The organism is Haloferax chudinovii (genome assembly GCF_042663345.1).
Lineage (GTDB): Archaea > Halobacteriota > Halobacteria > Halobacteriales > Haloferacaceae > Haloferax > Haloferax chudinovii.
Map to the genome: position 1 here is coordinate 18,146 of NZ_JBHTAB010000014.1, position 23,254 is coordinate 41,399.

The following is a 23,254-nucleotide window of genomic DNA, read 5'->3' on the forward strand; positions in this document are numbered from 1 at the left end:
CCGCCCGACGACTTCCGACGCCCCGCCTCGGGCCGTCTTTCCAACTCACCAATGTCATACGTAGATTACCTGGTTCGGCGCGCAATCCACTCGGTCCCCGTCATCTTCGGGCTGTCAGTGCTCATCTTCCTGATATCCCGCGTGATTCCGGGCGACCCCGTTCGGTTGGCGCTCGGACCGGAAGCAACTGACCAGCAAGTCGCGGCACTCCGGGCCGAGATGGGCCTCGACCAGCCCCTGCCGATGCAGTACGTCGACTGGCTCGTCGGCGTCGTACAGGGCGACTGGGGGATGTCGCTCCGGACGAACAACAACGTCTTTTCGGACATCGTCGCTCGCCTGCCCGCGACGCTCGAACTGACCGTCGTCACGCTGTTTTGCGCCGTCCTGTTGGCGATTCCGTTCGGCGTCGTCGCCGGCACCAACAAGGACCGCTGGCAGGACCACCTCTCGCGGATTACCGCCCTGTTCGGCGTGTCGATGCCGCGGTTTTGGGTCGCTATCGTCCTGCAAATCGTCTTCGTCGTCAGCCTCGGACTGTTGCCTCTCTCGGGGCGACTCAGCGACGGCGTGGCACCCCCGCCGGCGGTGACGCGCCTGTATCTGGTCGACAGCCTCATCGCCGGCCAGTTCGGGACGTTCCTCGACGCGGCCACGCACCTCCTGTTGCCGACCGTCGCGCTCGGCCTCGCCACGCTGGCGCAGGTGATGCGGCTCATCCGCTCGGACATGATCGATGAACAGCGCAAGGACTACGTCCTCGCCGCGCGGGCCTACGGCCTTCCGAACACCCTCATCGAATACAAGTACATGCTCCAAAACGCCTTTACGAGTTCACTCACGGTGGTCGGCCTCGCCTTCGGCTTCCTCCTCGGGAACGCGTTCCTCGTGGAAATCGTCTTCGCGTGGCCGGGGATGGCGCGCTACGGCGTCCAGGCCATCCTCTATCAGGACTTCAACGCCATCGTCGGCGTCACCATCGTGGTCGGTATCGGCTTCGTGACCGCCAACTTCGTGGTTGACCTGCTGTACGGCTACCTCGACCCGCGGGTGCGGCTGGAGGAGGGATAGCCGTGTCCACGAAGACCTCCATCCCGTTTCTCGACACCGAGAGCGCCGCCAGAAAAGAGCGGATTCGACAGCTCAAACGCGGCTTTCGGACCTTCGCGGGCAACAAGCTCTCGCTCGTCGGACTGGCGATGATTCTGACGCTCGTCGCCGCGGCGCTCCTCGCGCCCTACATCGCGCCGTTCCCCGAACACGCCGGCGCGGGTGTCTACTTCGACCAGGCGAGCGAGCCGCCGAGCGCGACGCACCTGATGGGCACCGACACGACCGGCCGCGACATCTTCAGCCGCGTCCTGTTCGGCGCGCGCCTGTCGCTCCTGATGAGCGGCATCGTCCTCTCTATCGCCATCTCCATCGGCGTGACGCTCGGGCTCATCGCGGGCTACCTCGGCGGAACGACGAACACCGTCATCATGCGGGTGACGGACATCTTCCTCGCCATCCCGCCCACGCTCCTCGCCATGGCGGTGGTCGCCGCGACCGGCGCGTCGCTGTTCAACGTCATGGTCGCCATCGCCTTCTCGTGGTGGTCGTGGTACGCCCGCCTCGTGCAGGGCGAGGTGCTCTCGATAAAGGAAGACGAGTTCATCGAATCGAGCCGGGCGCTCGGGTCGGGGTGGGTGCGGACGACGTTCAGGGAGATTCTCCCGAACGTCGTCAGCCCCATCACGGTCAAGGCGACCCTCGACATGGGCTTCGTCATCCTCGTCGGCGCGGGCCTGTCGTTCCTCGGCCTCGGCGCGCAACCGCCGACGCCGACGTGGGGCGCGATGATTGCACAGGGCCGCAACTACGTCACGAGCTTCTGGTGGATCGCCGTGTTCCCCGGACTGGCGATTTCCTTCGCCGTCCTCGGGTTCAACTTCATCGGCGACGGCCTGCGCGACGTGCTCGACGTGGAGGTGGACTGAGATGGCTGACCCCATCTTGGAGGTGAAGAACCTCCACGTCCACTTCGAGACCCACGACGGGACGGCCGAAGTGATAAACGGCATCGATTTCACCATCGAGCGCGGCGAGACCGCGGCGCTCGTCGGCGAGACGGGCTGTGGCAAGAGCGTCACCGTGAAGTCCATTATGGGACTGCTCCCCTCGGCGACCATCCCCGAGGGCGAGATTCGCTACAAGGGCGAGGACGTGCTCTCGCTTTCCGACGCCGAGCGCCACTCGCGGCGCGGCAAGGAGATGAGCATGATAATGCAGGACCCGATGACGAGTCTCAACCCCGTCCTGACGGTCGGCGAGCAGATGATGGACGTGCTGAAGTGGCAGGGGCGGCCGCGGCTGTCGCTGTCGAAGCTCGTCCGCGACGCGCTGTCGACCGGCGGGAAGGCCGAACACAGGAGGCGGGCCATCGAGATGCTCCGCGAGGTCGAAATCTCGGCCCCCGAGCGCGTCTTCGAGAGCTACCCGGTCGAACTCTCCGGGGGGATGCGCCAGCGCGTCCTCATCGCCATCGCGCTCCTGTCGGAGCCGGACCTGCTCATCGCCGACGAACCGGGCACCGCCCTCGACGTGACGACCGAGGCGAAGGTGCTCGACCTCCTCGACGAACTCGTCGAGGAGCGCGACACGAGCGTCCTCTACATCACCCACGACCTCGGCGTCGCCCGCGAGGTCAGCGACCGCATCAACGTGATGTACGCGGGCGAAATCGTCGAGCAAGCGCCGACCGCCGACCTGTTTGCGAACCCCCAGCACCCCTACACCCGCGGGCTGTTGGAGAGCATCCCGACGCTGTCGACCGGCATCGGCGACGGCATCGAAGGGCACCTGCCCGACTACACGGACCCGCCGGCCGGCTGTCGGTTCGCCGACCGCTGTCCGCACGCGGAGCCGGCCTGTCACGACGCGTACCCGTACCCGCGACAGACCGGCTCCGACCACGCGACCGCGTGCCACCTGTTCAGCGGAACGCCGGCCCGCGAGCGTCACGAGTCGCTCGCCGCCGACCCGGTCGATATCGGCACCGCGCCGTGGCTGTCCGCCGGTGGCGACGCCCTCGGAGACGTCTCAGCAGACGGGGGGACGGACCAATGAACGACTCAGCGTACACGACCGACTCGACGGCGGCGGCACAGCGCGACCGGGACCTCGACGACCCGATGGTCACGGTCGAGAACCTCAAGAAGCACTTCCCGCTTTTCGAGGGCATCCTCCAGAAGAAGGCGGGGGAGGTCCGCGCCGTCGACGGCGTGAGCTTCTCCATCGCGGAGGGCGAGACGTTCGGTCTCGTCGGCGAGTCCGGCTCCGGCAAGACGACGACCGGCCGGTCGATGCTCCGCCTGACGGAGCCGACGAGCGGGCGGGTCGAAATCGACGGCCAGAACGTCGTCGACCTCTCCGACGGCGAGCTCAAGCGGTTCCGTCGGAATATGCAAATCGTCCATCAGGACCCGTCTTCGAGCCTCAACCCCCGCCACCGCGTCAAGTCGATTATCGAGGCTCCCCTGAAGATTCACGACTACGGCGACTCCGAGGCCCGGCTCGAACGGGTCGAGGAACTCTTGGACATGGTGGACCTCCCGCGGGAGTTCATGTACCGCTACCCCGGACAGCTCTCGGGCGGCCAGAAACAGCGCGTCGGCATCGCCCGCGCGGTCGCGCTCAACCCGAAGTTCGTCGTCCTCGACGAGCCGACGAGCGCGCTCGACGTGAGCGTGCAGGCCCGCATCATCAACATCCTCGAAGAGATACAGGAGGAGTTCGGCATCACCTACCTGTTTATCACCCACGACCTCTCGCTCCTGAAGAACGTCGCCGACCGCATCGGCGTCATGTACCTCGGGCGGCTCGTGGAGGTCGGCGACGTGAACTCGGTGTTCGGGTCGCCGCAACACCCCTACAGCCGGGCGCTCCTGTCCGCCATCTCGACCATCAGCGAGGAGGACGAACTGGCGAAACCCGACCGAATCACGCTCGACGGCGAGGTGCCGGACCCGAGAGAAAAGCCCAGCGGCTGTGCTTTCCGGTCGCGCTGTGCCCACGAGTTCGACGCCTGCGCGGTCGAGGAACCCGAACTGTACGAGCGCGGGCCGGACCAGGTCGCGCGGTGTTTCCTCCACGACGACCGGTTCGAGGAGGGCGCGGAGTGGGAATGACCGCAGAGCGCGCAGAGCGCCTCGCCGCCCTCCGGCGGGCGCGACGGAACCGCCCGTGGACCGACGAACTGCTCCGGTCGTGCGCGTCCGACCCGGCGGCGTTCAAGGCCGACCAGCCGGCGTGTTCGGCCTGCGACCGACCGTGCCGCGACGACGAGGTCTGCGCCACGGCGGTGGCGAAGTCCGACGGGCTGTTCGAATCGATGGGCCGCGACCAGACGTACCACCTGCTCGCGGCGGGCATGAAGCGACTCCGGGCGCGGGGGACCGCGACGCTTCGCAACGCCGACAGACAGCGGCCGAACGCCTTCCTCAGCGTGACGGCCGACGACGGAGACTCCCCCGAGACATCCCAATGACGACAGACGACACGCGGACACAGACGGACGGAACGCAGAGCGCGGCAAGAGACGACGCACAGCCCGCACCCACAGACGACACACGGCCCGCGCCGACGGACGGCGAGCGGACGATAACGGCGGAATGGGTCGAAGACGTCGCGGTCGGCGGTGCGGTCCTCGGCGGCGGGGGCGGCGGCTCGCTGGCGGAGGGCATCGAGTTCGGCGAACTCGCCGTCGAGTACGGCCGGCCGACCATCGTCTCGGTCGCCGACCTCGACCCGACGGACGTGGTGGTGACCGTCAGCGGCGTGGGCGCGCCCGCCGCGACGGAGAGCCACGTCGACCCCGCGGACTACGTGCGCGCGGTGGAGCTACTGGTCGACCGACTCGCGGCCGACGGGACGACCGTCGGCGCGCTGATGACGAACGAGATGGGCGGGTTCGCCACCGTCAACGGCCTGCTCCAGTCGGCCGTGACGGGCCTCCCGCTCGTCGACGCGGCCTGCAACGGGCGGGCACACCCCACCGGGCCGATGGGCTCTATCGGGCTGTCGCAGGACGCCGAGTCGGTGCAGGCGGCGGTCGGCGGCGTGCCGGGAACCGCCAGCCGACTGGAGACGGTCGTCGAGGCGGAACTCGGCACGGCGGCGTCGCTCGTCCGGCACGCGGCCGAAGACGCCGGCGGCCTCGTCGCCGTCGCCCGCAATCCCGTTCCCGCGAGCTACGCCGAGGCGCACGCGGCGCTCGACACGTACGACCGTGCCGAGGCGGTCGGTCGCGCGGTCAGGCTCGCGGACGACGGCCGCGACGCCGCGGACCGCGTCGCCGACGTTCTCGGCGGCGAGGTCTCGCTCGTCGGTCCCGTCGAGTCGTTCGCGCTCGAGACGACCGGCGGCTTCGACGTGGGCGAGGTCGAAATCGAGGGGCGCGAGCTCACCTTCTGGAACGAGTACATGACGCTCGAACTCGACGGCGAGCGCCTCGCGACGTTCCCGGACCTCATCACGACGCTCGACGCCGAGACGGGGATGCCCGTCTCGACGGCGGAACTCGCGGAGGGTCGGTCGGTGGCGGTCGTCGTCGCGCCCGCGGCGAACCTCTCTCTGGGCGCGGGGATGGCCGACCCGGCGCTCTTCGATTCGGTGGAACAGGCGGTCGGAAAAGCGGTCAAATCACACGTATTCAACTAACGACACTCATGTTCGACAAGATTCAGCAAGCCTACGACATTCTCAGCCGTCCCGACGCGGACGGCGAACTGGTACGCGACGCGCTCGAAACGCACGGTCTCGAAACCGAGGTGACGACCATCTCGACCGACGAGGGGTCGACCGACTTCGTCAAGACGGTCGTCCCCGGCCGCGACCCGGACGCGCCGACGCTCGGCGTCGTCGGTCGCCTCGGCGGCGTCGCCGCGCGGCCGGCCGAGCTCGGTCCGGTCTCCGACGCCGACGGGGCCATCGTCGCCCTCGCGGTCGCGCTCCACCTCGGCGAGATGCGCGCCCGCGGCGACGTGCTCGCCGGCGACGTTCGCATCGCCACGCACGTCTGTCCCGACGCGCCGACCTCCCCGCACGACCCGGTGCCCTTCATGGGCAGTCCGGTCGATACGCGTACGATGAACGAACACGAGGTGGACGAGGAGATGGACGCCGTCGTCTCCGTCGACGCCACGAAGGGGAACCGCGTCCACTGCGAGCGCGGCTTCGCCATCACGCCCACGGTCAAAGAGGGGTGGGTGCTCAAGGTGAGCGACAGCCTCCTCGACATCCAAGAGCGGGCGACAGGCCGCCCGCCGAGCACGCTCACGCTCACGATGCAGGACATCACCCCCTACGGCAACGACGTGCACCACATCAACAGCATCCTCCAGCCGGCGACGGCGACAGACGCGCCCGTCGTGGGCGTGGCGACGACGAGCGTCTCGCCCGTCCCCGGCTGTGGGACCGGTGCGAACTACCTCACCGACCTGCTCGACGCGACCGGGTTCGTCGTCGAGACGGCCAAGGACTTCACCCGCGGCCGGGCGTCGTTCTACGACGAGGCCGAGTACGACCGCCTCACGTCGCTGTACGGCTCGATGGGCCGCCTCCAGACGCTGGGTGAGGGCGTTTGAGATGTCGACGCTCGGACTCGTGACCATCGGGCAGGCACCCCGGAGCGACGTGACGCCCGACATCGCGGCGACCCTCTCGCCCGAGGTGGACATCGTCGAAGTCGGCGCGCTCGACCGGTTCGACTCGGCGGCCGCGGTCGAGGCCGCGGTCGGCCCGCGCGAGGGAGAGCCGGTGTACGTCTCGCGACTCGCCGACGGCACGGCCGTCACCGTCGACCGCGAGTCGGTCGTCGAACTCCTCGGGGAGCGCATCCGCGACCTCGAATCTGAGGTCACGGCCATCGGCGTCCTCTGTACGGGTCACTTCCCGCCGTTCGACGTCAGCGTCCCCGTCTTCGAGCCGAGCGACCTGCTTTCGGCGTGGGTCTCGACCATCCTCGACGGGGGCACTCTCGGCGTCATCATGCCCAAGGAAGAACAGGAGGCCATGACGTTCGAGAAGTGGGCCGACTACGACCTCGTCACCGCCGCGGGGTCGCCGTACGCCGACGAAGACGAGGTGTCGGCCGCGGCGGCCGACATCGGCACCGACGCCGACCTCATCGTGATGGACTGCATGGGGTACACGCCCGAGATGAAAGCGACCGTCCGCGAGGTAACGGACACGAGCGTTCTGCTCGGGCGGTCGGTGCTGGCGAAGACCGCCGAGGAGGTGCTCTGACGTGGTCGACCACCGCGCCGTGGCGACGCGACTCCTCGCCGAGAACATGGACGCCACCCCCGGCGAGTCGCTCCTCGTCGTGACCGACACCGACACGAACCACATCGGCCGGGCGCTGTTCGAAGCGGGGGTCGAACTCGGCTTGGAGTCCGGCCTGTTCGAGATTCCGCCGATGGAGCGAAACGGGATGGAACCGCCGAAGTCGGTCGCCCGCGCCATGGAATCGGCCGATGTCGTGGTCTGTCCGACCACCGCGTCGCTGACCCACACGCGAGCGCGAGAGGCCGCGACCGAGGCCGGCGCTCGCGTCGCTACGATGCCCGGCATCACGGACCAGATGTTCGGCGAGGGCGCGATTACGGCCGACTACGGGGAGGTCGAGCGACTGACGGCGGCGCTCACGGAGAAGCTCACCGCGGCCGACGAGGCCCGCATCGAGGTCGGCGACGCGTCGGCGACGATGTCGCTTTCAGGTCGCGACGGCATCCCGAGCGACGGTATCATCGCCGACCCCGGCGACTCCGGTAACCTCCCGTCCGGCGAGAGCTACATCGCGCCGGTCGAGGGGACGGCCACCGGCACGCTCGTCTTCGACGGCGGTCTCGCGGGCGTCGGCGTCCTCGACGAGCCGCTGACGGTCGAACTCGACGGGGGGCGCGTCGCGTCCGTCGAGGGCGCGGCCGCCGACGAGTTCCTCGACGCGACGAGCGGCGACGACTGCGCCCGGCGAGTGTGCGAACTCGGCCTCGGGACGAACCCGGCGGCGAGCATCATCGGGACCGTCCTCGAAGACGAGAAGGTGTACGGCACCTGCCACGTCGCCTTCGGCGACAACCTCGGCTTCGGCGGCACTATCGACTGCGACTCGCATCTCGACGGCGTCGTCCTCGAACCGACGGTCTCTCTCGACGGCGAGGTCGTCGTCGACGACGGCGAGGTGCTCGTGTGAGCGACCGCACGCCCGCGCCCGGTGGCCACGAGGGCCGCGCGGACCACACGGAGCACGCAGACCACGCGGACCGCCCCGCGCTCGACGCGGCGGCCGCTGACGTCCCCGACCTCGCCCCGTGGCTGGCGCGCCGCGCCACGGTCCGCCAGTTCGAGACCGACGCCGAGGTTCCCGACGACGAGGTTCGCGCGATGGTCGACGCCGGACGGAAGGCCCCGACCAGCGGGACGACCCAGATGTACAGCTTCGTCTGGATACGCGACCCCGACCGCCGCGAGCGGATTCACGAGCTGTGTAGCCGCGGCACCGTGCAGGTCGAGGAGGCGAGCCACTTCCTCCTCGTCTGCGTCGACGTCCGCCGGATTCGACTGCTGTTGGAGCACCGCGACCGGGAGTTCCGGACGACGCCCGCGATGGGGCTGTTGGAGGGGTCGATAGACGCCTCGCTGGCCGCGATGGGCGTGATGCTGGCCGCCGAAAGCCGCGGCTACGGCGTCTGTCCCATCGGCAACATCCTGAACAACCTCACCGACGTCGCCGCGACGGCCGACCTTCCCGCGGGCGTCCTGCCGATTTTCGGCCTCTGTCTCGGCGTCCCGCGCCACGGCGAGGCGACCGAAAACGCTCCGCGGGTTCCACTCGACACGGTGCTCCACGAGGGCGGCTACCGCGACCCCACCGAGGCGCGACTCGACGCCTGCTACGACGCGATGAACGAGATGTACGGCGACAGCGTCTACGGCGACGACCGCCGCGAGTGGCAGGAGACGCTCGAACGCTACTGGGGGCCGAGCGGCTTCATGAACCGCCGCGAGGGCGAACTGCTCGACGCGCTCCGCCAGCAGGGCTTCTTCGAGGCCCGCGGCATCGACGAGCCGGCGGATTCGGACGCGCTGGACGCGGACTCGGACGCGCCGGACCCGGACACCGACCGGAACGGCGGGGGTGCCGTCTGATGGTCGAACTCGGCGTTCTCCGCGTGCTCACCCTCGACGACCCCGCGGAGGTCGCTCGCCACGGGCGAGTCATCGAGCGGCACTACCCGCAGGTCTCGACGCTGTCGCGGTGCATCCCCGACCACCCCGATGGGATTCCGAACGCGGCCGCCGAGGCCGACGCCCTCCCGTATATCGAGGCGCTCGGCCGCGAGCTGGCGACCGAGGTCGACGCGCTTTGCGTCAGTTGCGCGCTCGACCCCGGCGTGGAGGCGCTCGACGAGGCGCTCGACGTCCCGGTCGTCGGGGCGGGCGCGAGCGTGGCGGCCGTCGCGTCCGCCCGCGGCGAGCGCGTCGGGACGCTCGGCCTCGAAAACGGGGCCGGGTCGGCCATTCGTGACCTGCTCGGCGACCGGCTCGCGGCCGAGGAAGTCGTCGAGGGCGCGGCGACGACGAACTACCTCACGACCGACGACGGCCGGGCGGCGATTCGCGCGGCGGTCGACCGCCTCGTCGACGCCGGGTGCGACGTCGTCGCGCCGAGCTGTACCGGCATCTCCTCGTCGGGCGCGATTCCCGACGTGCGGGCCGACGTTCCGATACCCATCGTCGACCCTGTCGTGGCGATGGGCGCGGTGGCGACGACCGCTATCGCGCCGCCGCGTCCACCACGGTAGTACGTCGCCGGACCACCCCGATGGCATTCCGCGCCGCTCGCGCCGCGCTCGGGGTCACGCGCGAGCGATTTTCTCGACAGTCCTCGAGATTGTAACGAGCCGCAGTAATGAGTTTTCGACTTCGAACGCTTCTGTCTCCGTGTTTCGAACCGCCCAACGAGTCGAGCGGTCCTCGTCTCAGTCGTCGAGGCCGTCGTTTTCGAGCCGCCACGTGAATATCGCCCGGAGCACCGCGACGAGGCTGTTCGTCTCGCCAGCCCCCCAAATCGCCGTCTCCGAGCGAGGGTCCGACAGAGCCGCGTCGTCGTCGTTGACGAGTACGCTCACGAGCGTTTGCGTTCTATCGACCATCATGAGGCGGCCCGCCGGCGTGTCCGACCACATCCACAGCGTGTCGAACAGCTCCGCGTCGGGGATTTCGTCGCGGAGCGTCTCCTGAACGTCCGGTGAGACACCCGCGAGCCGAATCGAGACCCCGCGGTGTGCCGCCTCCCTCAGCGCCTCCGTGACGTCCTCGGTGAGCAGTTCCTCGACGATCATGTAGACGATTTCGTCTTCCGCCCGTTCGATGAATTCGAGGACGCGGTCCGTGACCGCGGACTGGCCGTTGACCGTCCAGACGCCGCGCTCTTGCTTGCGCTGTGTGCTCCCGAGTTCCCGAAGCGACGCCATCAAGAGGTCTCTCCGCTGTCTCATCTCCTGTTCGAACTTCTGGCACGTCGTCCCCGCGGACGCCGCCCAGAACTTCTTCGGCGAGGACTGTTGGATGTCGACGAGCCCCCGCTCGTGTAGCTCGTCGACCGCATCGTATACCCGGGTTCGAGGAACGTCGGAGACCTCGCTGACGTCCGTTGCCGTGCCGATGCCCAGACCGGTGAGCGCGACGAACGTCCGCGCGGCGTACGCGCTGAGGCCGAACTGTTCCAGTTGTTCGATTGCGACAGAGCGGGTATCTTCCGCCGAGTCAGTACTCATAGTGGGGTGCCTCGTTGTCTCCGAAACTCAGCCACGACACGTGGCTGAGGCGGCACGTGTCGATTGTGGTTGGGACACAGTACTTCACTGTGTGCCGCACCCGGTGTTCGATTCCGAACAATATAACATTTTGTGATTAACTGAGTAAATACGCAATAGACGAGATTCCCGGACAACTCGGGCTACTGCGAGCCCTCGTTATTTTGTCACTGAGAAGATTACAGCCTCGGCGTCACAAACACGCAGTTAATCGGCCTTTCAGCCCGTATTAGAGCGGATGTTTCGGCGGCCTCCCGTTGATTCACTCACAAAGTAACAATTGTTATCCGTTCGCCGATGCAACTTCTAGTGAAGCACCGAGACGACTCGGAATGTCGGTTGGGACCCATGAGCACGGAAAATTCACAAGAAGACGCTATCGACGTCCTTCAGCAACTCGGACTCAAAGAGTACGAGGCAAAGTGTTTCGTCGGACTCAGTCGCGTCTCGACGGGCACGGCGAAACAACTCAGTGAGATTACTGACGTCCCACGGACCCGCGTCTACGATGCGGTTCGCGTGCTGGAGGCACAGGGGCTCGTCGAGGTCCAGCACTCGAGTCCACAGCGGTTTCGGTCTGTGCCCCTCTTGGAAGCGACCGAGACGCTCCGTGCCCAGTACCAAAACCGAATCGACCGGCTCACGAACGCACTGGAACGGACCGACAGAATCGACTCGGACGAACAGGGCTCGGTTCAAGAGGTCTGGGCGATGTCCGGAACGGACGCCATCGCGAACCGGACGCGCAAACTCCTCTCGGACGCGGACGACGAAATCGTCCTCGTCCTCGGTGACGACTCGCTTCTGACCGACCGTCTCGTCGAGGACCTGAACTCCCGCGACAATGACGTGGACGTCGTCATCGGGGCGGCGACCGAATCCCTGCAACAACGGATTCGAGCGGCCATCCCGGACGCGACGACGTTCGTTTCCGGCCTCGAATGGCTCCGCGGCGAGAACGTCGCCGAGAACCTCGCCATCGGCCGGCTGTTACTCGTCGACCGCTCGTCGATTCTCGTCAGCACGATTGTCCCCGACACGGGCGAAGAACACGCGATTTTCGGTAGTGGATTCCAGAACGGCCTCATCGTCATCTCTCGCCGGTTGCTGTCCCAGGGACTGCTCCCTTCTCGGGACTCGAACTGACGCGCTGGCGGCGCTTCCGTCCTTCGGCAAGCCGGTTCGTTCGACGGCGACTACAACAGGTCGGTCGGCAGTTCGTCTCGGTGGTCGTCGATGACGCGCAACAACGGCGCGATGTCGTCGAAGCGCGGACCCCTGCGGATGTCGTACCAGCCATCGGTTGACTCGATAAGTCCCATCCGTTCGAGCTTCGGAAGGTGTACGTGATACATCTGCAGTTTCAGCTTCCGAACGTCGGTCTCGGTCGGCGCGCGGCCGTCGTCGAACGCGGCGTCGTTGGCAGTCGACCTGAGAAGCATGAGGAGGACTCGTCGTCGTTCGACGTGTTGTATCGCCGTGAGCTGTGAGTCAAAGGAGAGTCCAGACGCTTCGTAGCACATCGTACAGGGTACACAACCGTCACGGGCCTCAATGTGGTATAAATTCACGCTCGTATCTTTTTTGATTATCTGAGTGATTGTCGGTCACTTTCTGGTATGGTTCGGCTCGACCTGACTCGGCGTTGACTGACGGCGTCGCGTCGCGCCGAATGACGGACCAGTTGCACCGACGTTCACGAGCGCGCAGGCGAACCGCGCGTCGTTCCACGCTACCTGCTCGGTTGCGAAACTGGTGTCTCTCCTCGGGAGCGGCCTCTCCCGAAATTATTCATAAAGTAAAAAGATTGCTTTGGCTATAGCCAAGAGTTAATTCAAAATCAGTCAATTTTATCACCCAAAAGCGGTAACCGTTCGCGTATGAATGGCTCCGACCATGACTGGTGGCCGAACCAGTTAGACCTCGAAATCCTCGACCAGAACGCACAACAGACCGACCCGATGGGCGAGGAGTTCGACTACGCCGAGGAGTTCCAGAATCTCGACTACGAGCAGGTGAAAGCCGACCTCGAAGAGCTGATGGCCTCCTCGCAGGACTGGTGGCCGGCGGACTACGGTCACTACGGGCCCCTCTTTATCCGGATGGCGTGGCACAGCGCCGGGACGTACCGCGCCCACGACGGCCGCGGCGGCGCGTCCGGCGGGCACCAGCGCCTCCCGCCGATCAGCAGTTGGCCGGACAACGTGAACCTCGACAAGGCGCGACGCCTCCTCTGGCCCGTCAAGAAGAAGTACGGTAACCAGCTCTCGTGGGGCGACCTCATCGTCCTCGCCGGTAACGTCGCCCTCGAATCGATGGGCTTCGAGACGTTCGGCTTCGCGGGCGGCCGCGCCGACGACTACGTGGGCGACAAGGCCCCCAGTTGGGGCCCCGAAGAAGAGTGGGAGACGACCTCCCCCGACCGCTTCGACGAGGAGGGCAACCTCAAAGAGCCGCTCGGCAACACCGTCATGGGCCTCATCTACGTCAACCCCGAGGGTCCCAACGGCGAACCCGACCTCGAAGGCTCCGCGAAGAACATCCGCCAGACGTTCAGCGGCATGGCGATGAACGACAAGGAGACCGTCGCGCTCATCGCCGGCGGCCACACGTTCGGGAAGGTCCACGGCGCGGATTCCGGAGACAACCTCGAAGCGGAGCCCGAGGCGGCTCCCGTCGAGGAACAGGGCCTCGGCTGGAAGAACAACCACGGCTCCGGGAAGGGTCCCGACACCATCACCAGCGGTATCGAGGGTCCGTGGACCAGCGCGCCCACCCAGTGGGACATGGGCTACGTCGACAACCTGCTCGACTACGAGTGGGAAGCGCACAAGGGCCCCGGCGGCGCGTGGCAGTGGCGGCCGGCCGGCGATTCGCCCGCGGACGAGATTCCGGACGCGGTGCCGGACGCGCACCTCCCCGACCAGTTCGTCGACCCGATGATGCTCACCACCGACATCGCGCTGAAGAAGGACCCCGACTTCCGCGCGGTGCTCGAGGAGTTCCAAGAGGACCCCGCGGAGTTCCAGGAGTCGTTCGCCAAGGCGTGGTACAAGCTCCTCCACCGCGACATGGGCCCGCCGTCCCGGCTCGTCGGTCCCGAGGTCCCGGACGAAGCGATGCTGTGGCAGGACCCCATCCCGGACGCCGACTACGACCTCATCGACGACGAGGACGTCGAGGAGCTCAAGGCCGAGCTTCTCGACTCGGGCCTCTCGGTCTCCCAGTTGGTCAAGACCGCGTGGGCCGCGGCGTCCACGTACCGCGACAGCGACAAGCGCGGCGGCGCGAACGGCGCGCGCATCCGCCTCGAACCCCAGCGTAACTGGGAGGTCAACGAGCCCGCCCAGCTCGATGACGTGCTCGGCACCCTCGAAGCGATTCAGGCGTCGTTCAACGACGCGCAGTCCGACGACACCCGCGTCTCGCTCGCGGACCTCATCGTGCTGGGCGGCACTGCGGCCGTCGAGCAGGCGGCGGCCGACGCCGGCTACGACGTCGAGGTTCCGTTCGAGCCCGGTCGGACCGACGCGTCGCAGGAACAGACCGACGTGGAGTCGTTCGAGATGCTCAAGCCGGACGCCGACGGCTTCCGGAACTACATCGCGGACGACGTCGAGGAGCGCCCCGAGGACCTGCTCGTCGACAAGGCGGACCTGCTCGCCCTCTCGGCGCACGAGATGACCGTCCTCGTCGGCGGCATGCGCGCGCTGGGCGCGAACTACCAGGACTCCGATCTGGGCGTCCTCACCGACGAACCCGAGACGCTCACGAACGACTTCTTCGTGAACCTGCTCGATATGGACTACGAGTGGGAGCCGGTCTCGGACGACGGGTACCTGTACGAAGTCCGCGACCGCGAGACGGGCGACGTCGAGTGGGAGGCCACCCGCTTCGACCTCGTCTTCGGGTCGAACTCCCGGCTTCGAGCCATCGCGGAAGTGTACGGCGGCGACGACGGCGAAGAAGAGTTCGTCGAGGACTTCGTCGAGACGTGGCACACGGTCATGAGCCACGACCGCTTCGACCTCGAATAACCGCGCCGCCCGCCGCTTTCGGTCGCGGTTGAGGCGCGCGAAGTCGGTTCCCGCCGCGGCGTCTGCGGTCGCGGTCGCCGCCGCGGGCTGACTTTTTCGCTCGCGTTCTCTCGCTCCCCGAGCGACCGCCACATCGAGTTCTCGGGCGGTTTCGATTCGGCCGGACGCCCCCACCTCGACCCGACTCAGTCGCCGGCGACGCCGATAATCGCGTCAACCACTTCCTCGGTCGTCCGCGCGCCGTCGTCGGTCGCCGTGGCGACCTCGTCGACCGACATATCGACGCTCTCGACGATGTCTTCGGTCACACGACGGTGGAACCTGCACTGTTCGGACCATCGTATTTTTTCAGTTGGCTGTCCTCTCACTGATATGGATGGCGGTGACGTCTCGGTCGACTGTGTTGGACTCTCCCGTAAGTTCGGACCCACTGTCGCGCTCGACGGTGTCGATATCCGCCTCGACGAACCCGAGATTCTCGGCCTCGCGGGACCGAACGGTTCCGGTAAGACAACGCTCATCCGCTGTCTGCTCGGACTGCTCGCCCCCTCCGCGGGGACGAGTGCCATCAACGGCGTCCCTTCACTCGAACTCGGGCTAGCGACGCGCGGGCGAATCGGGTTCATGCCGCAGCGGGAAGCCGTGTACTCTGACCTCACGGTCCGCCAAAACGTTGCCTTCTTCGCGCGCTTGTACGGCCTCTCGAACCGACGTGAGGCGGTCGAACGGGCGCTCTCGTTCGTCGAACTCGGTGACCGGGCTGACGACCGTCTGCGCACGTTATCGGGCGGCCTGATTCGCCGAGTGAGTCTCGCGTGCACGCTCGTCCACGACCCCGACGTCATCGTCCTCGACGAACCCACTGTCGGGGTCGATCCGGTGCTTCGGGCGTCGATGTGGCGCGGATTCCGCGAGCGGCGTGACGACGGTGCCATCGTCATCGTGTCGACGCACTACCTCGGCGAAGCGACGAACTGCGACCGCGTGTTGTTCTTGCGAGACGGGCGCACTCTCGCGGTCGACACGCCCGACGCGTTCCTCGCGTCGACGGGGGCCGCCGACCTCGAGAGCGCCTTCCTCGAACTGTTGGAGGAGGGATGAACGGGGCACAGGCGGTCTCGCTCCGAATCCTCATGACGCTTCGGGGAGACAAACGGACACTCGGATTGATTCTCGTCGTCCCCGTGGTACTCATCTACTTGTTGAGCGAGGTGTTCGAGCGCCCAACCGAAGTCGCGCCGGTACTGCTCGCGGTGTTCGTGTTCATGCTGACCTACATTCTCACCGCAATCGGGTTCCTGCGAGAGCGTCAAGCGGGGACGTTCGAACGCGTCCTCGTCTCACCCATCTCACGGCTGGAACTGGTCCTGGGATATGTTCTCGGGTACGGGTTGCTGGCGACTGCGCTGTCGCTCGTGCTGCTCGGTGCGTCGGTTCACTTCTTCGAACTCGAGTTCGAACACGGGGTTGTGCTCTTCTTTCTCGTCGAATGGCTCGGCGCACTGTCGGCGCTGGCCATCGGTATTCTCCTGTCGTTGTTTGCCCAAAACGAGTTCCAAGTGATGCAGTTCATCCCCATCGTCATCTCTCCGCAGATAATCCTCGGTGGTACGTTCATGCCCGTGGAAGACCTGCCGTTCGCACTCGAAGTTCTTGCACGGATCATGCCGCTTACCTACCTGATTCAGGGGATGAACTACGTCGTTCTCGACGAGGGGAGCGCGAGTGACTTCTGGATTGCGGTCGTGGCGCTCCTGTTTTTCGCCGAACTGTCCGCGATTGCCGCCAACGAGACTCTCCGGCGAGTTCGGTAGTCCACTGCGTTCGCTCACGTGTCGCCGTTGCGTTCGACTGCTCGCGTCTCTGGGTTGCCGTCTCGGCTCGATTGCTGTTCGCTGAGGCAGTCGCTTATCGCCTGCTCGGGCTTCCCGTCGAATAGCCTGGGCCTGAATGCGTGTGACAACTTTTGGGTGCGTTCCACACGGCGGACTCGGCGGGGATTCGGTACGAAGCGAGACAAATCTCGTTCACACGTAAACTCCACAAAACGGACCCGACGGGAGTCACGTGAGCGTCAGCGAACGTGACTACGTCGGGGGAGTGAGGCCGAAGGCCGAACGGACCCGACGGGAATGCGTCATCGCGTGTGACTGTTGTGTTTTAATCGGCGCGCTATCTGGCGATTAGCGGGTAATCGGTACTACGCAAGATTGGAACAGTCCAGTCACCTACTGCGCGACTTCATTCGCAGATACACTCGTGTCTCTTCGTCGACTGATTGACGACGTACTCGTGGGTCTCCGACGCGAGTTCGTACAGCTTCTCTGCACGGTCTCTCGCGGCGAGCCCGTCCTGATAGTACGTCTTCCGCACGATGATTCCGCCAGAGGTCCTGAAGATTGTCGGCGACGTGTTCCGAGAGGATACCACGCCTCGTTGCTTCCGTGTACACGCCAGGATGTGTTCCGGGCAAGTTCCGTGGTTCGACGCCGCCTTCGAGGAGTTTGAACTCGACGACGCGCTCGATGGCGACGAACGACGCCTCGATGACCAACGTGTAGAATCCTCGCTTCAACAGCGCCTCTGCGCCCGCGAGCAGTCGACACGACTTTCGGAGTTGGAGGACGTCCGCCTCGTTCGTCTCCAGGCCGTCCTCGATATCCTTGGGTCGATAGTCGAAGGCAGCCTGCACCTCGTCTATCAACGTCTCGATTCGGGTACTACTCACTACTCATCACCTTCGTCCGGATTCGTTGGAACTCGTCGCCGCCGTAGACGGTGACTCCCTCCCGGAATATCTCTCGGAGCTTTTCGCCTGCTCGGAGCGCACTCTCCTCGTTCTCGACGAACGGTTCGAACGTGTACCGGTCGCCGTCGAATCGTTCTTCGCCGAGTTCACTGGCCACGTTCGAGACCACGCGGCGGGCGGTCGTTCGGTCGCCGCCGACGAGGACGAACACGTCGATATCGCTCTTCCGGTCGGCCTCACCGCGAGCGACGCTCCCAAACACGAGGATGCCGAGTAACCGGTCGATATCGTCCGAATTCTCGACCGCCATCTCAACACGCTCTACGAACGCACGGACCGGAGCGTGATACTCTGTCTGTTCGATGCCGAGTATCGGGTCGCCTTTCTGGAGTCGTGCGGGGTCGATAGAGACGTACTTTCGCTGTGTCGTCTCTCGCACTTGTACGACGCAGAGTTCGTCGAGGAACTCGACTGCTCGCCAGACTGTCGACCGGCTCCGGTCGGTCATCTCGGACAGTTCCTTCAGTGTGAACTCCGACTGATGGGCGTCGACGAGCAGTCGAAGCACGTCGTCGGCCGCGTGGAGTCTGAATATCTTCGAGTCGTCACCCGGGGTGACTGGAAGGCAAATATTTATACGTTGTTTCGCTTCGTCGGACACTGTTTGATTGTGCGCAACGAGATATAATAAGTATTAGCCCGTTCGCTGTATCTCCTGGGTGCGAATACGTAGCCGAACGAAATCTACGCGAGTTCGTCATACGGACAGTTCAGGCAGACGCTGTCTGTCGATTAGAAGAGTAACGGACCCGACGGGAATGCGTCAAAGTGTGTGACAGAACTGGTTTAATCGGCGCGTCATCTGGCGGTTTGGTTCAAACCTCTCTCAAATAACTCGGACGTCGCCACCATCGTCCATGATGTCGCTTCGACGAAGCACGAAAATCGATTCGTCGTACCCCTGTTGTTCGACTGCACCTTCTATCGCTGCTGCTGCAATCTTGTCGTCAGTGAGAACGACGACTCGTGGATGACCGTTCCGAAGAAACTCGATTGCTAACCCAGCGAATACAGTATCAGCTTTCTCGACTTGGTGTTCGTTCTTGCCGGACTTTCGAGCAATCTCTCTCCGAACGTAATCCATCGCCGCGACTGCATCGGAATCGGTCGGCGATGGTGGGTTGATTTTGGTAGCCCATCCTTCCTCGATGGCTGTCTCAACTCGGTCAGCGACGTGCACCGTGCTCAGTTCTCCGACGACACGCTGGGGAACCTGCAAGGTGACCTGATGTCGTGCAGCGAACTTCCGAAGCTTCTGGAACTTTGAATTCTCTGGGCCCCCCACCGCGACGAAGAGGTTCGTGTCGGCGAGGACGAAGTCGTCAGAGTCAAGATTGCTACTCCCCATCGAACTCCAATTCGTCAGGGTCAGACGAGATTAGCTGTTCGAAGTAGGGGTCGTGCTTTCGACCAGCTTCGAGGACCGGCCGAATGGCGTAGATGATGGCCATTCCCTCGACTGGCTGGACACCCATCTCTTTGGCCGCCATCCGCTGGGTGAGGTTCCCTGCGTAGTACGCTGCTGCCGCCCGAACTGCTCTCACGAGTCGTCCGACGCCGTACCGATTGTGGAAGTACTCGGCGTCGTCGTCGAACTCCGTGAGGGCGACTGCGTGGAGCAGCGTCGGGGTGATTGCGACTTCGCGGCCGTCGACGAACGCGAACGGCTCTGCAGTGAGTTGGTGTGGACGCGTGCTCTCGTCGCGCTCGACGACGCCGAGCCGTTCGAGTCGTTCGACGTCGTCGTAGGCAGTCGCACGAGCGAGGTCCAGTTCGTCGATGAGGTCTTGAATCGTTGCAGGCCCGTAGTAGCAGAGATAGACGTACTCGCGGGCGAGACGTGGGTTCTGGAGCAACGTCGTGGCAGCCAACAGACCGTCGAAATCATCGAACGACTGTGGGGTGGCATCGTCGTCGATTGGCGGGGCGTCACCACGGTCAGAGAGGGTGGGCATACTCTAAGTACGAAATCTATGTATTTTAGATTTATGCTGGCGATACCAGTCCTCCGGAATGCGAGTTCGTCACGCTGCGTGACGAAACCTATCGGTGAGGAAATATGCGATTCGACGGTTAGGGCCCTCGCTCTTTGGTCCTAAAGCGTTCCAGAACTGTACGGACCCGAAGGGAATGCGTCATCCGGTGTGACAGAAATGGTTTAATCGGGGCGCAGTCTGGCGATTAGATACTCATCACCGAGCTATCTCAGATAGCCTTCGGTTTCCTCGACGACTCTGTCTACAAATTCCTCTTCGACTCGACCCTGCCAAGCGACCAAGTCCTCTTTGCGAGGCGAATGAACCGCCCACGGAGAGACGAACGATTCTCGCGGAACACCACCGATTTCCCAGAGGCCATCGGTGAGCGGGAGTGAGTCGTCGTACTCTTTCGTCGAGATGGCGACAGCGATGTACTGCTGGTCACCGAACGGGTGGGAGTCGTTGTTGACGATGAGCCACGGTCGTTGCCTGTCGTCACCGAATTTGAAGGGGTCAGAACTTCGGACAACATCACCACGCTCTGGCTGCATCTACTGCGCGTCCTCGTCTCGTTCGCTTGGATGCGGTGTCTCCGGGGCTACCGAGTCCCATTCGTCGGCGTCGATGCCGCCGTCTTCGTCGTCGAGTCGCTCGCTCGTGGTGTGGATGTCGTAGGCGGCGGCGACGCGTTCTTCGTCGTCCGTGATTGCCCAGAACTCCCCCTTGTGGCGAACGAGATTGCGGTCCTTCAAGCGGGAGAGTGCAGTTCCGACAGTATTTGGGTTCCCGCTTATGGCAGTCACAATCTCGGAGCGGGTGAATGCTTGATTACTGTGGGTGTAGAGGTACGTGACCACCTGTTCGGGGACGCTCGGGCCTCTCGGGAGGTCACCGGCCTCGAAGTCGTCGATACTCACGGGCATATTCTGAAGTATGTGTGCTGATGTAATGAGTGTACTGCTGTACTCTGTGTGCTGAATATTGTCGTGAGTTCGTCACGATGTGTGACGAAACCGGCTGGCGGGAAAATATGCCAAATCGGCGGCTACAGCGCCTGCTCTTTGGCTCTACACCGTTCCAGAACTGTACGGACCCGACGGGATTTGAACCCGCGACATCTTGGTCCGGAACCAAGCACTCTGTCCACTGAGCTACGGGCCCTCAGCGGAGAGAGCTACACGACACCGACGTAAAACCGTTGTGGAACCCGCGCAGGCGGTCGATTACGTTCCGGTCGCGTCGGCGTCGACGACGCTGTGTTTCCACGTCCCGCGGGTGAACCACGCCGTGGCCGCAATCGCGCCGAGGATCTGTCCGACGGCCATCCCCAGCCAGATGCCGGTCTCGGCGAAGCCGAACTGGAACGAAAGCAGGTAGACGATGGGCACCCGGCCCAACCAGAGCGCGAAAAGTGAGAAGCCGAGGGCGGTCTTCGTGTTCCCCGCGCCGCGGTACGCGCCGAGGACGACCTGGAGGACGCCGATGAAGCCGAACTCGAACGCCCGGATGCGGATGTACTCGACGCCGAGGTCGATGGTTTGGGCGGCCGAGGCCGTCCCGGTCTGGAGGAAGAACCCAACGACGGGTTCGGCGAAGACGTACGCGAGGACGCCGGTGACGAGCATGACGCTCGCGCCGACCTTGGCGGCGAGCCAGACGGCGCTCTCGGCGCGCTCCGGTTTCTGCGCGCCGAGGTTCTGGCCGACGATGGTGTTCGTCGCCCGGCCGAGGCCGAGCGCCGGGAGGAACACCAGTGACGTGAGGCGGTTGCCGAGGCCGAACGCGGCGACGACTTCGGGCTTGAACGTGACGACCATCGCGGTGAGGGTGATGAAGCCGAGGGCGGTGGCGGACTGCTCGATGGCGCTCGGGACGCCGATGTCGACGATTTGCTTGATGTACTCGAACTGCGGGCGGAAGTCGGCCAGTTGCACGTCGGGGCCGGCGCTCGTCCCGAAGATGACGTAGATGCCGATGACGGTGGCGACGGCGCGCGAGAGCACCGTCGCGTACGCCGCGCCGGCGACTTGGAAGCCGTCGAAGCCCGTGGCGGTGAAGAGGCTCGCTTGCAGTCCCTCCAGTCCGAGCATCGAAAACAGCGGGTTGGCGTCGAAGCCGAAGATGAACACCGGGTCGATGACGACGTTGATGAGGACGCTGATGAACATCACGACCATCGGGGCGCGGGTGTTGCCGTAGCCGCGCATGAGCGCGGAGAAGACGAAAAAGCCGAAGAGAAACGGCAGTCCGAGGAAGAACACCCGCATGTAGTCGCCGGCGAGGGGGATGACCTGCCCGGCGGTCGCCTCCGAACTCGGGAGGACGGCGAGCATCCCGTCGGTGGCGAAAAAGCCGATGACGCCGACGACGACGGCGATGACGGTGATGAACGTGAGCGTCTGTCCGGCGACAGTTCCGGCGGAGCCCTCGCTTTTCGCGCCGGTGTACTGGGCGACGAGCGTGCTCCCCGCGACGGTGAACCCGCCGCCGACGGAGATGAGGAGGAAGATGAGCGGAAACGCGAGGCTGATGGCGGCGACGGCGTCGGTCGAGAGTCGGCCGAGCCAGACGGTGTCGGCGAGGTTGTACGCCACTTGGAGGAGTTCGGTGACGATAATCGGCCACGCCAGTTCGAACATCGGGCGTTTGAGGTCGCCTTCGGTGAGGGAACCGCCTTCGGGGAGGGACACTGAACTGGTGAGACTCGCGGAGACCGTTTGAAACCGTCGATTAGCGTCGTCGGTCGAGGGACCCCCGGCGAGTTGGAGTGACACCCGCCACCCGCGAGCAGACAGGCGGGCGCAAACGGGACGGGCGCGGCTCGGAGGGTGAACGGCGTCGCGAGAAACGGTGGGTGGTTGCGATTCGGCGCGTTACGGCGCTTCGCCGGTCTCGATGGTGAAGTCGGCTTTCGGGTAGGCGACGCAGGTGAGCGTGTAGCCGTTGTCCATCTCCTCGTCGGAGAGCGTCTCCTGGGTGTGGTGGGTGATGTACTCTCCGGCCGGGCCGTCGGTAATCTTCGCGGCACAGGAGACGCACGAACCCTGTCGGCACGCGTAGGGGAGGTCCATCCCGGCGTCTTCGCCCTGGTCGAGCACCGTCTCGTTGCTCGCCAGCTCGATGGTCTCGCCTTGCTTGACGAACTCGACTTCGAAGTACTCGACCTCGTCTTCGGGCATGTCGGCAGGGCTTGGCTCTGCTTCGGCTTCCTCGCCTTCGAGTTCGGCGCCCTCTTCGCCGGCCCCGACCGCGGCGACGCCACCGCCGCCGCCGATAGAGCGGTTCATCGGCTCGGGGAAGTCGGTCTCTGCGACGGTCGCCGCGCGGCGTTCGAGGACCTCCTGTGTGATGTCGGCGGTCGGCTCCCAGCCGGTGCCCTTCGAGTAGTGCAGGGCGACGACGAGGAGTACCAGGACCAAACCGGCCCCGACACCCACCAGACTGATGACTGCCATAAGGGCGGATATGGAGGGAGGGGTTAAGGAAATTGTGATTGTGGCGGCACCCGCGGGCGGTCGATTTCGCCCCCGAAACGCGGGTTTCGCGGAGGTTCCCACACTATCGAGG

Annotated in this window: 25 protein-coding genes, 1 tRNA gene and 1 pseudogene; 15 read left to right on the top strand and 12 right to left on the bottom strand. The window is 65.1% G+C overall.

The window, feature by feature from the left end:
• Positions 1-51 precede the first annotated feature (51 nt).
• The 11 genes from ACFQI8_RS18235 to ACFQI8_RS18285 are packed head-to-tail and all read left to right on the top strand — an operon-like array spanning position 52 to position 9,848.
• Entirely contained in the window at positions 52-1,071 is a 1,020-nt protein-coding gene (locus tag ACFQI8_RS18235) for an ABC transporter permease (RefSeq protein ID WP_390247334.1), read from the top strand.
• Between the two features lie 2 nt (positions 1,072-1,073).
• Complete coding sequence (locus ACFQI8_RS18240) at positions 1,074-1,979, top strand: ABC transporter permease (RefSeq protein WP_390247336.1); 906 nt, start codon at positions 1,074-1,076, stop codon at positions 1,977-1,979.
• A 1-nt stretch (position 1,980) separates the two neighbouring features.
• The gene (locus ACFQI8_RS18245; protein ID WP_390247338.1) at positions 1,981-3,108 is read left to right on the top strand and encodes an ABC transporter ATP-binding protein; all 1,128 of its coding nucleotides are present in this window, start codon (positions 1,981-1,983) and stop codon (positions 3,106-3,108) included.
• Complete coding sequence (locus tag ACFQI8_RS18250) at positions 3,105-4,169, top strand: ABC transporter ATP-binding protein (RefSeq protein WP_390247340.1); 1,065 nt, start codon at positions 3,105-3,107, stop codon at positions 4,167-4,169. Before ACFQI8_RS18245 ends, ACFQI8_RS18250 begins: the two co-directional genes overlap by 4 nt.
• A complete protein-coding gene (locus tag ACFQI8_RS18255; RefSeq protein ID WP_390247342.1) occupies positions 4,166-4,528 on the top strand; it encodes a hypothetical protein in 363 nt (120 codons plus the stop codon). The genes ACFQI8_RS18250 and ACFQI8_RS18255 overlap by 4 nt, the downstream gene beginning before the upstream one ends.
• On the top strand, positions 4,525-5,700 hold the full coding sequence (locus ACFQI8_RS18260; RefSeq protein ID WP_390247344.1) for a DUF917 domain-containing protein: 1,176 nt from the start codon (positions 4,525-4,527) through the stop codon (positions 5,698-5,700). The genes ACFQI8_RS18255 and ACFQI8_RS18260 overlap by 4 nt, the downstream gene beginning before the upstream one ends.
• A gap of 8 nt (positions 5,701-5,708) precedes the next feature.
• Positions 5,709-6,626 carry a DUF1177 domain-containing protein gene (locus tag ACFQI8_RS18265; RefSeq protein WP_390247346.1) on the top strand — a complete coding sequence of 306 codons (918 nt, stop codon included), beginning with the start codon at positions 5,709-5,711 and terminating at the stop codon, positions 6,624-6,626.
• Between the two features lies 1 nt (position 6,627).
• Positions 6,628-7,287 (top strand): AroM family protein, encoded by a 660-nt coding sequence (locus tag ACFQI8_RS18270; protein ID WP_390247348.1) that lies wholly within the window; start codon positions 6,628-6,630, stop codon positions 7,285-7,287.
• 1 nt (position 7,288) lies between these two features.
• Positions 7,289-8,236 (top strand): aminopeptidase, encoded by a 948-nt coding sequence (locus ACFQI8_RS18275; RefSeq protein WP_390247350.1) that lies wholly within the window; start codon positions 7,289-7,291, stop codon positions 8,234-8,236.
• Positions 8,233-9,192 carry a nitroreductase family protein gene (locus ACFQI8_RS18280; RefSeq protein ID WP_390247352.1) on the top strand — a complete coding sequence of 320 codons (960 nt, stop codon included), beginning with the start codon at positions 8,233-8,235 and terminating at the stop codon, positions 9,190-9,192. The genes ACFQI8_RS18275 and ACFQI8_RS18280 overlap by 4 nt, the downstream gene beginning before the upstream one ends.
• A complete protein-coding gene (locus ACFQI8_RS18285; protein ID WP_390247354.1) occupies positions 9,192-9,848 on the top strand; it encodes an aspartate/glutamate racemase family protein in 657 nt (218 codons plus the stop codon). The genes ACFQI8_RS18280 and ACFQI8_RS18285 overlap by 1 nt, the downstream gene beginning before the upstream one ends.
• Before the next feature lie 177 nt (positions 9,849-10,025).
• Here the strand turns inward: ACFQI8_RS18285 and ACFQI8_RS18290 are convergent, their stop codons facing one another.
• Positions 10,026-10,823 (bottom strand): TrmB family transcriptional regulator, encoded by a 798-nt coding sequence (locus ACFQI8_RS18290; RefSeq protein WP_390247356.1) that lies wholly within the window; start codon positions 10,821-10,823, stop codon positions 10,026-10,028.
• Between the two features lie 387 nt (positions 10,824-11,210).
• Between ACFQI8_RS18290 and ACFQI8_RS18295 the strand changes: the two genes are divergently transcribed.
• Positions 11,211-12,008 (top strand): TrmB family transcriptional regulator, encoded by a 798-nt coding sequence (locus ACFQI8_RS18295; RefSeq protein ID WP_390247358.1) that lies wholly within the window; start codon positions 11,211-11,213, stop codon positions 12,006-12,008.
• A gap of 50 nt (positions 12,009-12,058) precedes the next feature.
• Here ACFQI8_RS18295 and ACFQI8_RS18300 read toward each other — a convergent pair whose 3' ends face one another.
• On the bottom strand, positions 12,059-12,304 hold the full coding sequence (locus ACFQI8_RS18300; RefSeq protein WP_390247360.1) for a hypothetical protein: 246 nt from the start codon (positions 12,302-12,304) through the stop codon (positions 12,059-12,061).
• 438 nt (positions 12,305-12,742) lie between these two features.
• Between ACFQI8_RS18300 and katG the strand changes: the two genes are divergently transcribed.
• The gene (gene katG, locus ACFQI8_RS18305) at positions 12,743-14,899 is read left to right on the top strand and encodes a catalase/peroxidase HPI (RefSeq protein ID WP_390247362.1); all 2,157 of its coding nucleotides are present in this window, start codon (positions 12,743-12,745) and stop codon (positions 14,897-14,899) included.
• A gap of 185 nt (positions 14,900-15,084) precedes the next feature.
• Here the strand turns inward: katG and ACFQI8_RS18310 are convergent, their stop codons facing one another.
• On the bottom strand, positions 15,085-15,207 hold the full coding sequence (locus ACFQI8_RS18310) for a hypothetical protein (RefSeq protein WP_390247491.1): 123 nt from the start codon (positions 15,205-15,207) through the stop codon (positions 15,085-15,087).
• A gap of 64 nt (positions 15,208-15,271) precedes the next feature.
• On the opposite strand from ACFQI8_RS18310, the gene ACFQI8_RS18315 reads away from it, so the two are divergent.
• Positions 15,272-16,000, top strand: coding sequence for an ABC transporter ATP-binding protein (locus ACFQI8_RS18315; RefSeq protein WP_390247364.1), 729 nt, complete (start codon positions 15,272-15,274; stop codon positions 15,998-16,000).
• Positions 15,997-16,713 carry an ABC transporter permease gene (locus ACFQI8_RS18320; RefSeq protein WP_390247366.1) on the top strand — a complete coding sequence of 239 codons (717 nt, stop codon included), beginning with the start codon at positions 15,997-15,999 and terminating at the stop codon, positions 16,711-16,713. The genes ACFQI8_RS18315 and ACFQI8_RS18320 overlap by 4 nt, the downstream gene beginning before the upstream one ends.
• 427 nt (positions 16,714-17,140) lie before the next feature.
• Here the strand turns inward: ACFQI8_RS18320 and ACFQI8_RS18325 are convergent.
• From ACFQI8_RS18325 to ACFQI8_RS18365, 9 genes and pseudogenes are all read right to left on the bottom strand, one after another.
• Positions 17,141-17,627 (bottom strand): annotated as a pseudogene (locus ACFQI8_RS18325) (DUF8154 family protein).
• Positions 17,620-18,309 (bottom strand): nucleotidyltransferase domain-containing protein, encoded by a 690-nt coding sequence (locus tag ACFQI8_RS18330; RefSeq protein ID WP_390247368.1) that lies wholly within the window; start codon positions 18,307-18,309, stop codon positions 17,620-17,622. The pseudogene ACFQI8_RS18325 and the gene ACFQI8_RS18330 overlap by 8 nt, the downstream one beginning before the upstream one ends.
• 225 nt (positions 18,310-18,534) lie before the next feature.
• Entirely contained in the window at positions 18,535-19,056 is a 522-nt protein-coding gene (locus ACFQI8_RS18335) for a hypothetical protein (RefSeq protein ID WP_390247370.1), read from the bottom strand.
• Entirely contained in the window at positions 19,046-19,663 is a 618-nt protein-coding gene (locus ACFQI8_RS18340) for a DUF7437 domain-containing protein (RefSeq protein ID WP_390247372.1), read from the bottom strand. Before ACFQI8_RS18340 ends, ACFQI8_RS18335 begins: the two co-directional genes overlap by 11 nt.
• A gap of 245 nt (positions 19,664-19,908) precedes the next feature.
• Complete coding sequence (locus tag ACFQI8_RS18345) at positions 19,909-20,238, bottom strand: hypothetical protein (protein ID WP_390247374.1); 330 nt, start codon at positions 20,236-20,238, stop codon at positions 19,909-19,911.
• The gene (locus ACFQI8_RS18350; protein WP_390247376.1) at positions 20,239-20,610 is read right to left on the bottom strand and encodes a hypothetical protein; all 372 of its coding nucleotides are present in this window, start codon (positions 20,608-20,610) and stop codon (positions 20,239-20,241) included.
• 165 nt (positions 20,611-20,775) lie between these two features.
• Positions 20,776-20,848 (bottom strand) — tRNA-Arg (locus ACFQI8_RS18355).
• A 62-nt stretch (positions 20,849-20,910) separates the two neighbouring features.
• Positions 20,911-22,377 carry an MATE family efflux transporter gene (locus ACFQI8_RS18360; RefSeq protein WP_390247378.1) on the bottom strand — a complete coding sequence of 489 codons (1,467 nt, stop codon included), beginning with the start codon at positions 22,375-22,377 and terminating at the stop codon, positions 20,911-20,913.
• A gap of 183 nt (positions 22,378-22,560) precedes the next feature.
• Positions 22,561-23,142, bottom strand: a complete 582-nt coding sequence (locus tag ACFQI8_RS18365; RefSeq protein WP_390247380.1) for a 2Fe-2S iron-sulfur cluster-binding protein — start codon at positions 23,140-23,142, stop codon at positions 22,561-22,563.
• Between the last annotated feature and the right edge of the window lie 112 nt (positions 23,143-23,254).

Excerpts from the sequence above, each read along its gene's own strand:
- ACFQI8_RS18235 (WP_390247334.1), top strand. The coding sequence starts at position 52 with ATGTCATACGTAGATTACCTGGTTCGGCGCGCAATCCACTCGGTCCCC.
- ACFQI8_RS18245 (WP_390247338.1), top strand. The coding sequence starts at position 1,981 with ATGGCTGACCCCATCTTGGAGGTGAAGAACCTCCACGTCCACTTCGAG.
- ACFQI8_RS18250 (WP_390247340.1), top strand. The coding sequence starts at position 3,105 with ATGAACGACTCAGCGTACACGACCGACTCGACGGCGGCGGCACAGCGC.
- ACFQI8_RS18255 (WP_390247342.1), top strand. The coding sequence starts at position 4,166 with ATGACCGCAGAGCGCGCAGAGCGCCTCGCCGCCCTCCGGCGGGCGCGA.
- ACFQI8_RS18260 (WP_390247344.1), top strand. The coding sequence starts at position 4,525 with ATGACGACAGACGACACGCGGACACAGACGGACGGAACGCAGAGCGCG.
- ACFQI8_RS18265 (WP_390247346.1), top strand. The coding sequence starts at position 5,709 with ATGTTCGACAAGATTCAGCAAGCCTACGACATTCTCAGCCGTCCCGAC.
- ACFQI8_RS18270 (WP_390247348.1), top strand. The coding sequence starts at position 6,628 with ATGTCGACGCTCGGACTCGTGACCATCGGGCAGGCACCCCGGAGCGAC.
- ACFQI8_RS18285 (WP_390247354.1), top strand. The coding sequence starts at position 9,192 with ATGGTCGAACTCGGCGTTCTCCGCGTGCTCACCCTCGACGACCCCGCG.
- ACFQI8_RS18290 (WP_390247356.1), bottom strand. The coding sequence starts at position 10,823 with ATGAGTACTGACTCGGCGGAAGATACCCGCTCTGTCGCAATCGAACAA.
- ACFQI8_RS18295 (WP_390247358.1), top strand. The coding sequence starts at position 11,211 with ATGAGCACGGAAAATTCACAAGAAGACGCTATCGACGTCCTTCAGCAA.
- ACFQI8_RS18300 (WP_390247360.1), bottom strand. The coding sequence starts at position 12,304 with ATGCTTCTCAGGTCGACTGCCAACGACGCCGCGTTCGACGACGGCCGC.
- katG (WP_390247362.1), top strand. The coding sequence starts at position 12,743 with ATGAATGGCTCCGACCATGACTGGTGGCCGAACCAGTTAGACCTCGAA.
- ACFQI8_RS18315 (WP_390247364.1), top strand. The coding sequence starts at position 15,272 with ATGGATGGCGGTGACGTCTCGGTCGACTGTGTTGGACTCTCCCGTAAG.
- ACFQI8_RS18320 (WP_390247366.1), top strand. The coding sequence starts at position 15,997 with ATGAACGGGGCACAGGCGGTCTCGCTCCGAATCCTCATGACGCTTCGG.
- ACFQI8_RS18335 (WP_390247370.1), bottom strand. The coding sequence starts at position 19,056 with ATGGGGAGTAGCAATCTTGACTCTGACGACTTCGTCCTCGCCGACACG.
- ACFQI8_RS18340 (WP_390247372.1), bottom strand. The coding sequence starts at position 19,663 with ATGCCCACCCTCTCTGACCGTGGTGACGCCCCGCCAATCGACGACGAT.
- ACFQI8_RS18345 (WP_390247374.1), bottom strand. The coding sequence starts at position 20,238 with ATGCAGCCAGAGCGTGGTGATGTTGTCCGAAGTTCTGACCCCTTCAAA.
- ACFQI8_RS18350 (WP_390247376.1), bottom strand. The coding sequence starts at position 20,610 with ATGCCCGTGAGTATCGACGACTTCGAGGCCGGTGACCTCCCGAGAGGC.
- ACFQI8_RS18365 (WP_390247380.1), bottom strand. The coding sequence starts at position 23,142 with ATGGCAGTCATCAGTCTGGTGGGTGTCGGGGCCGGTTTGGTCCTGGTA.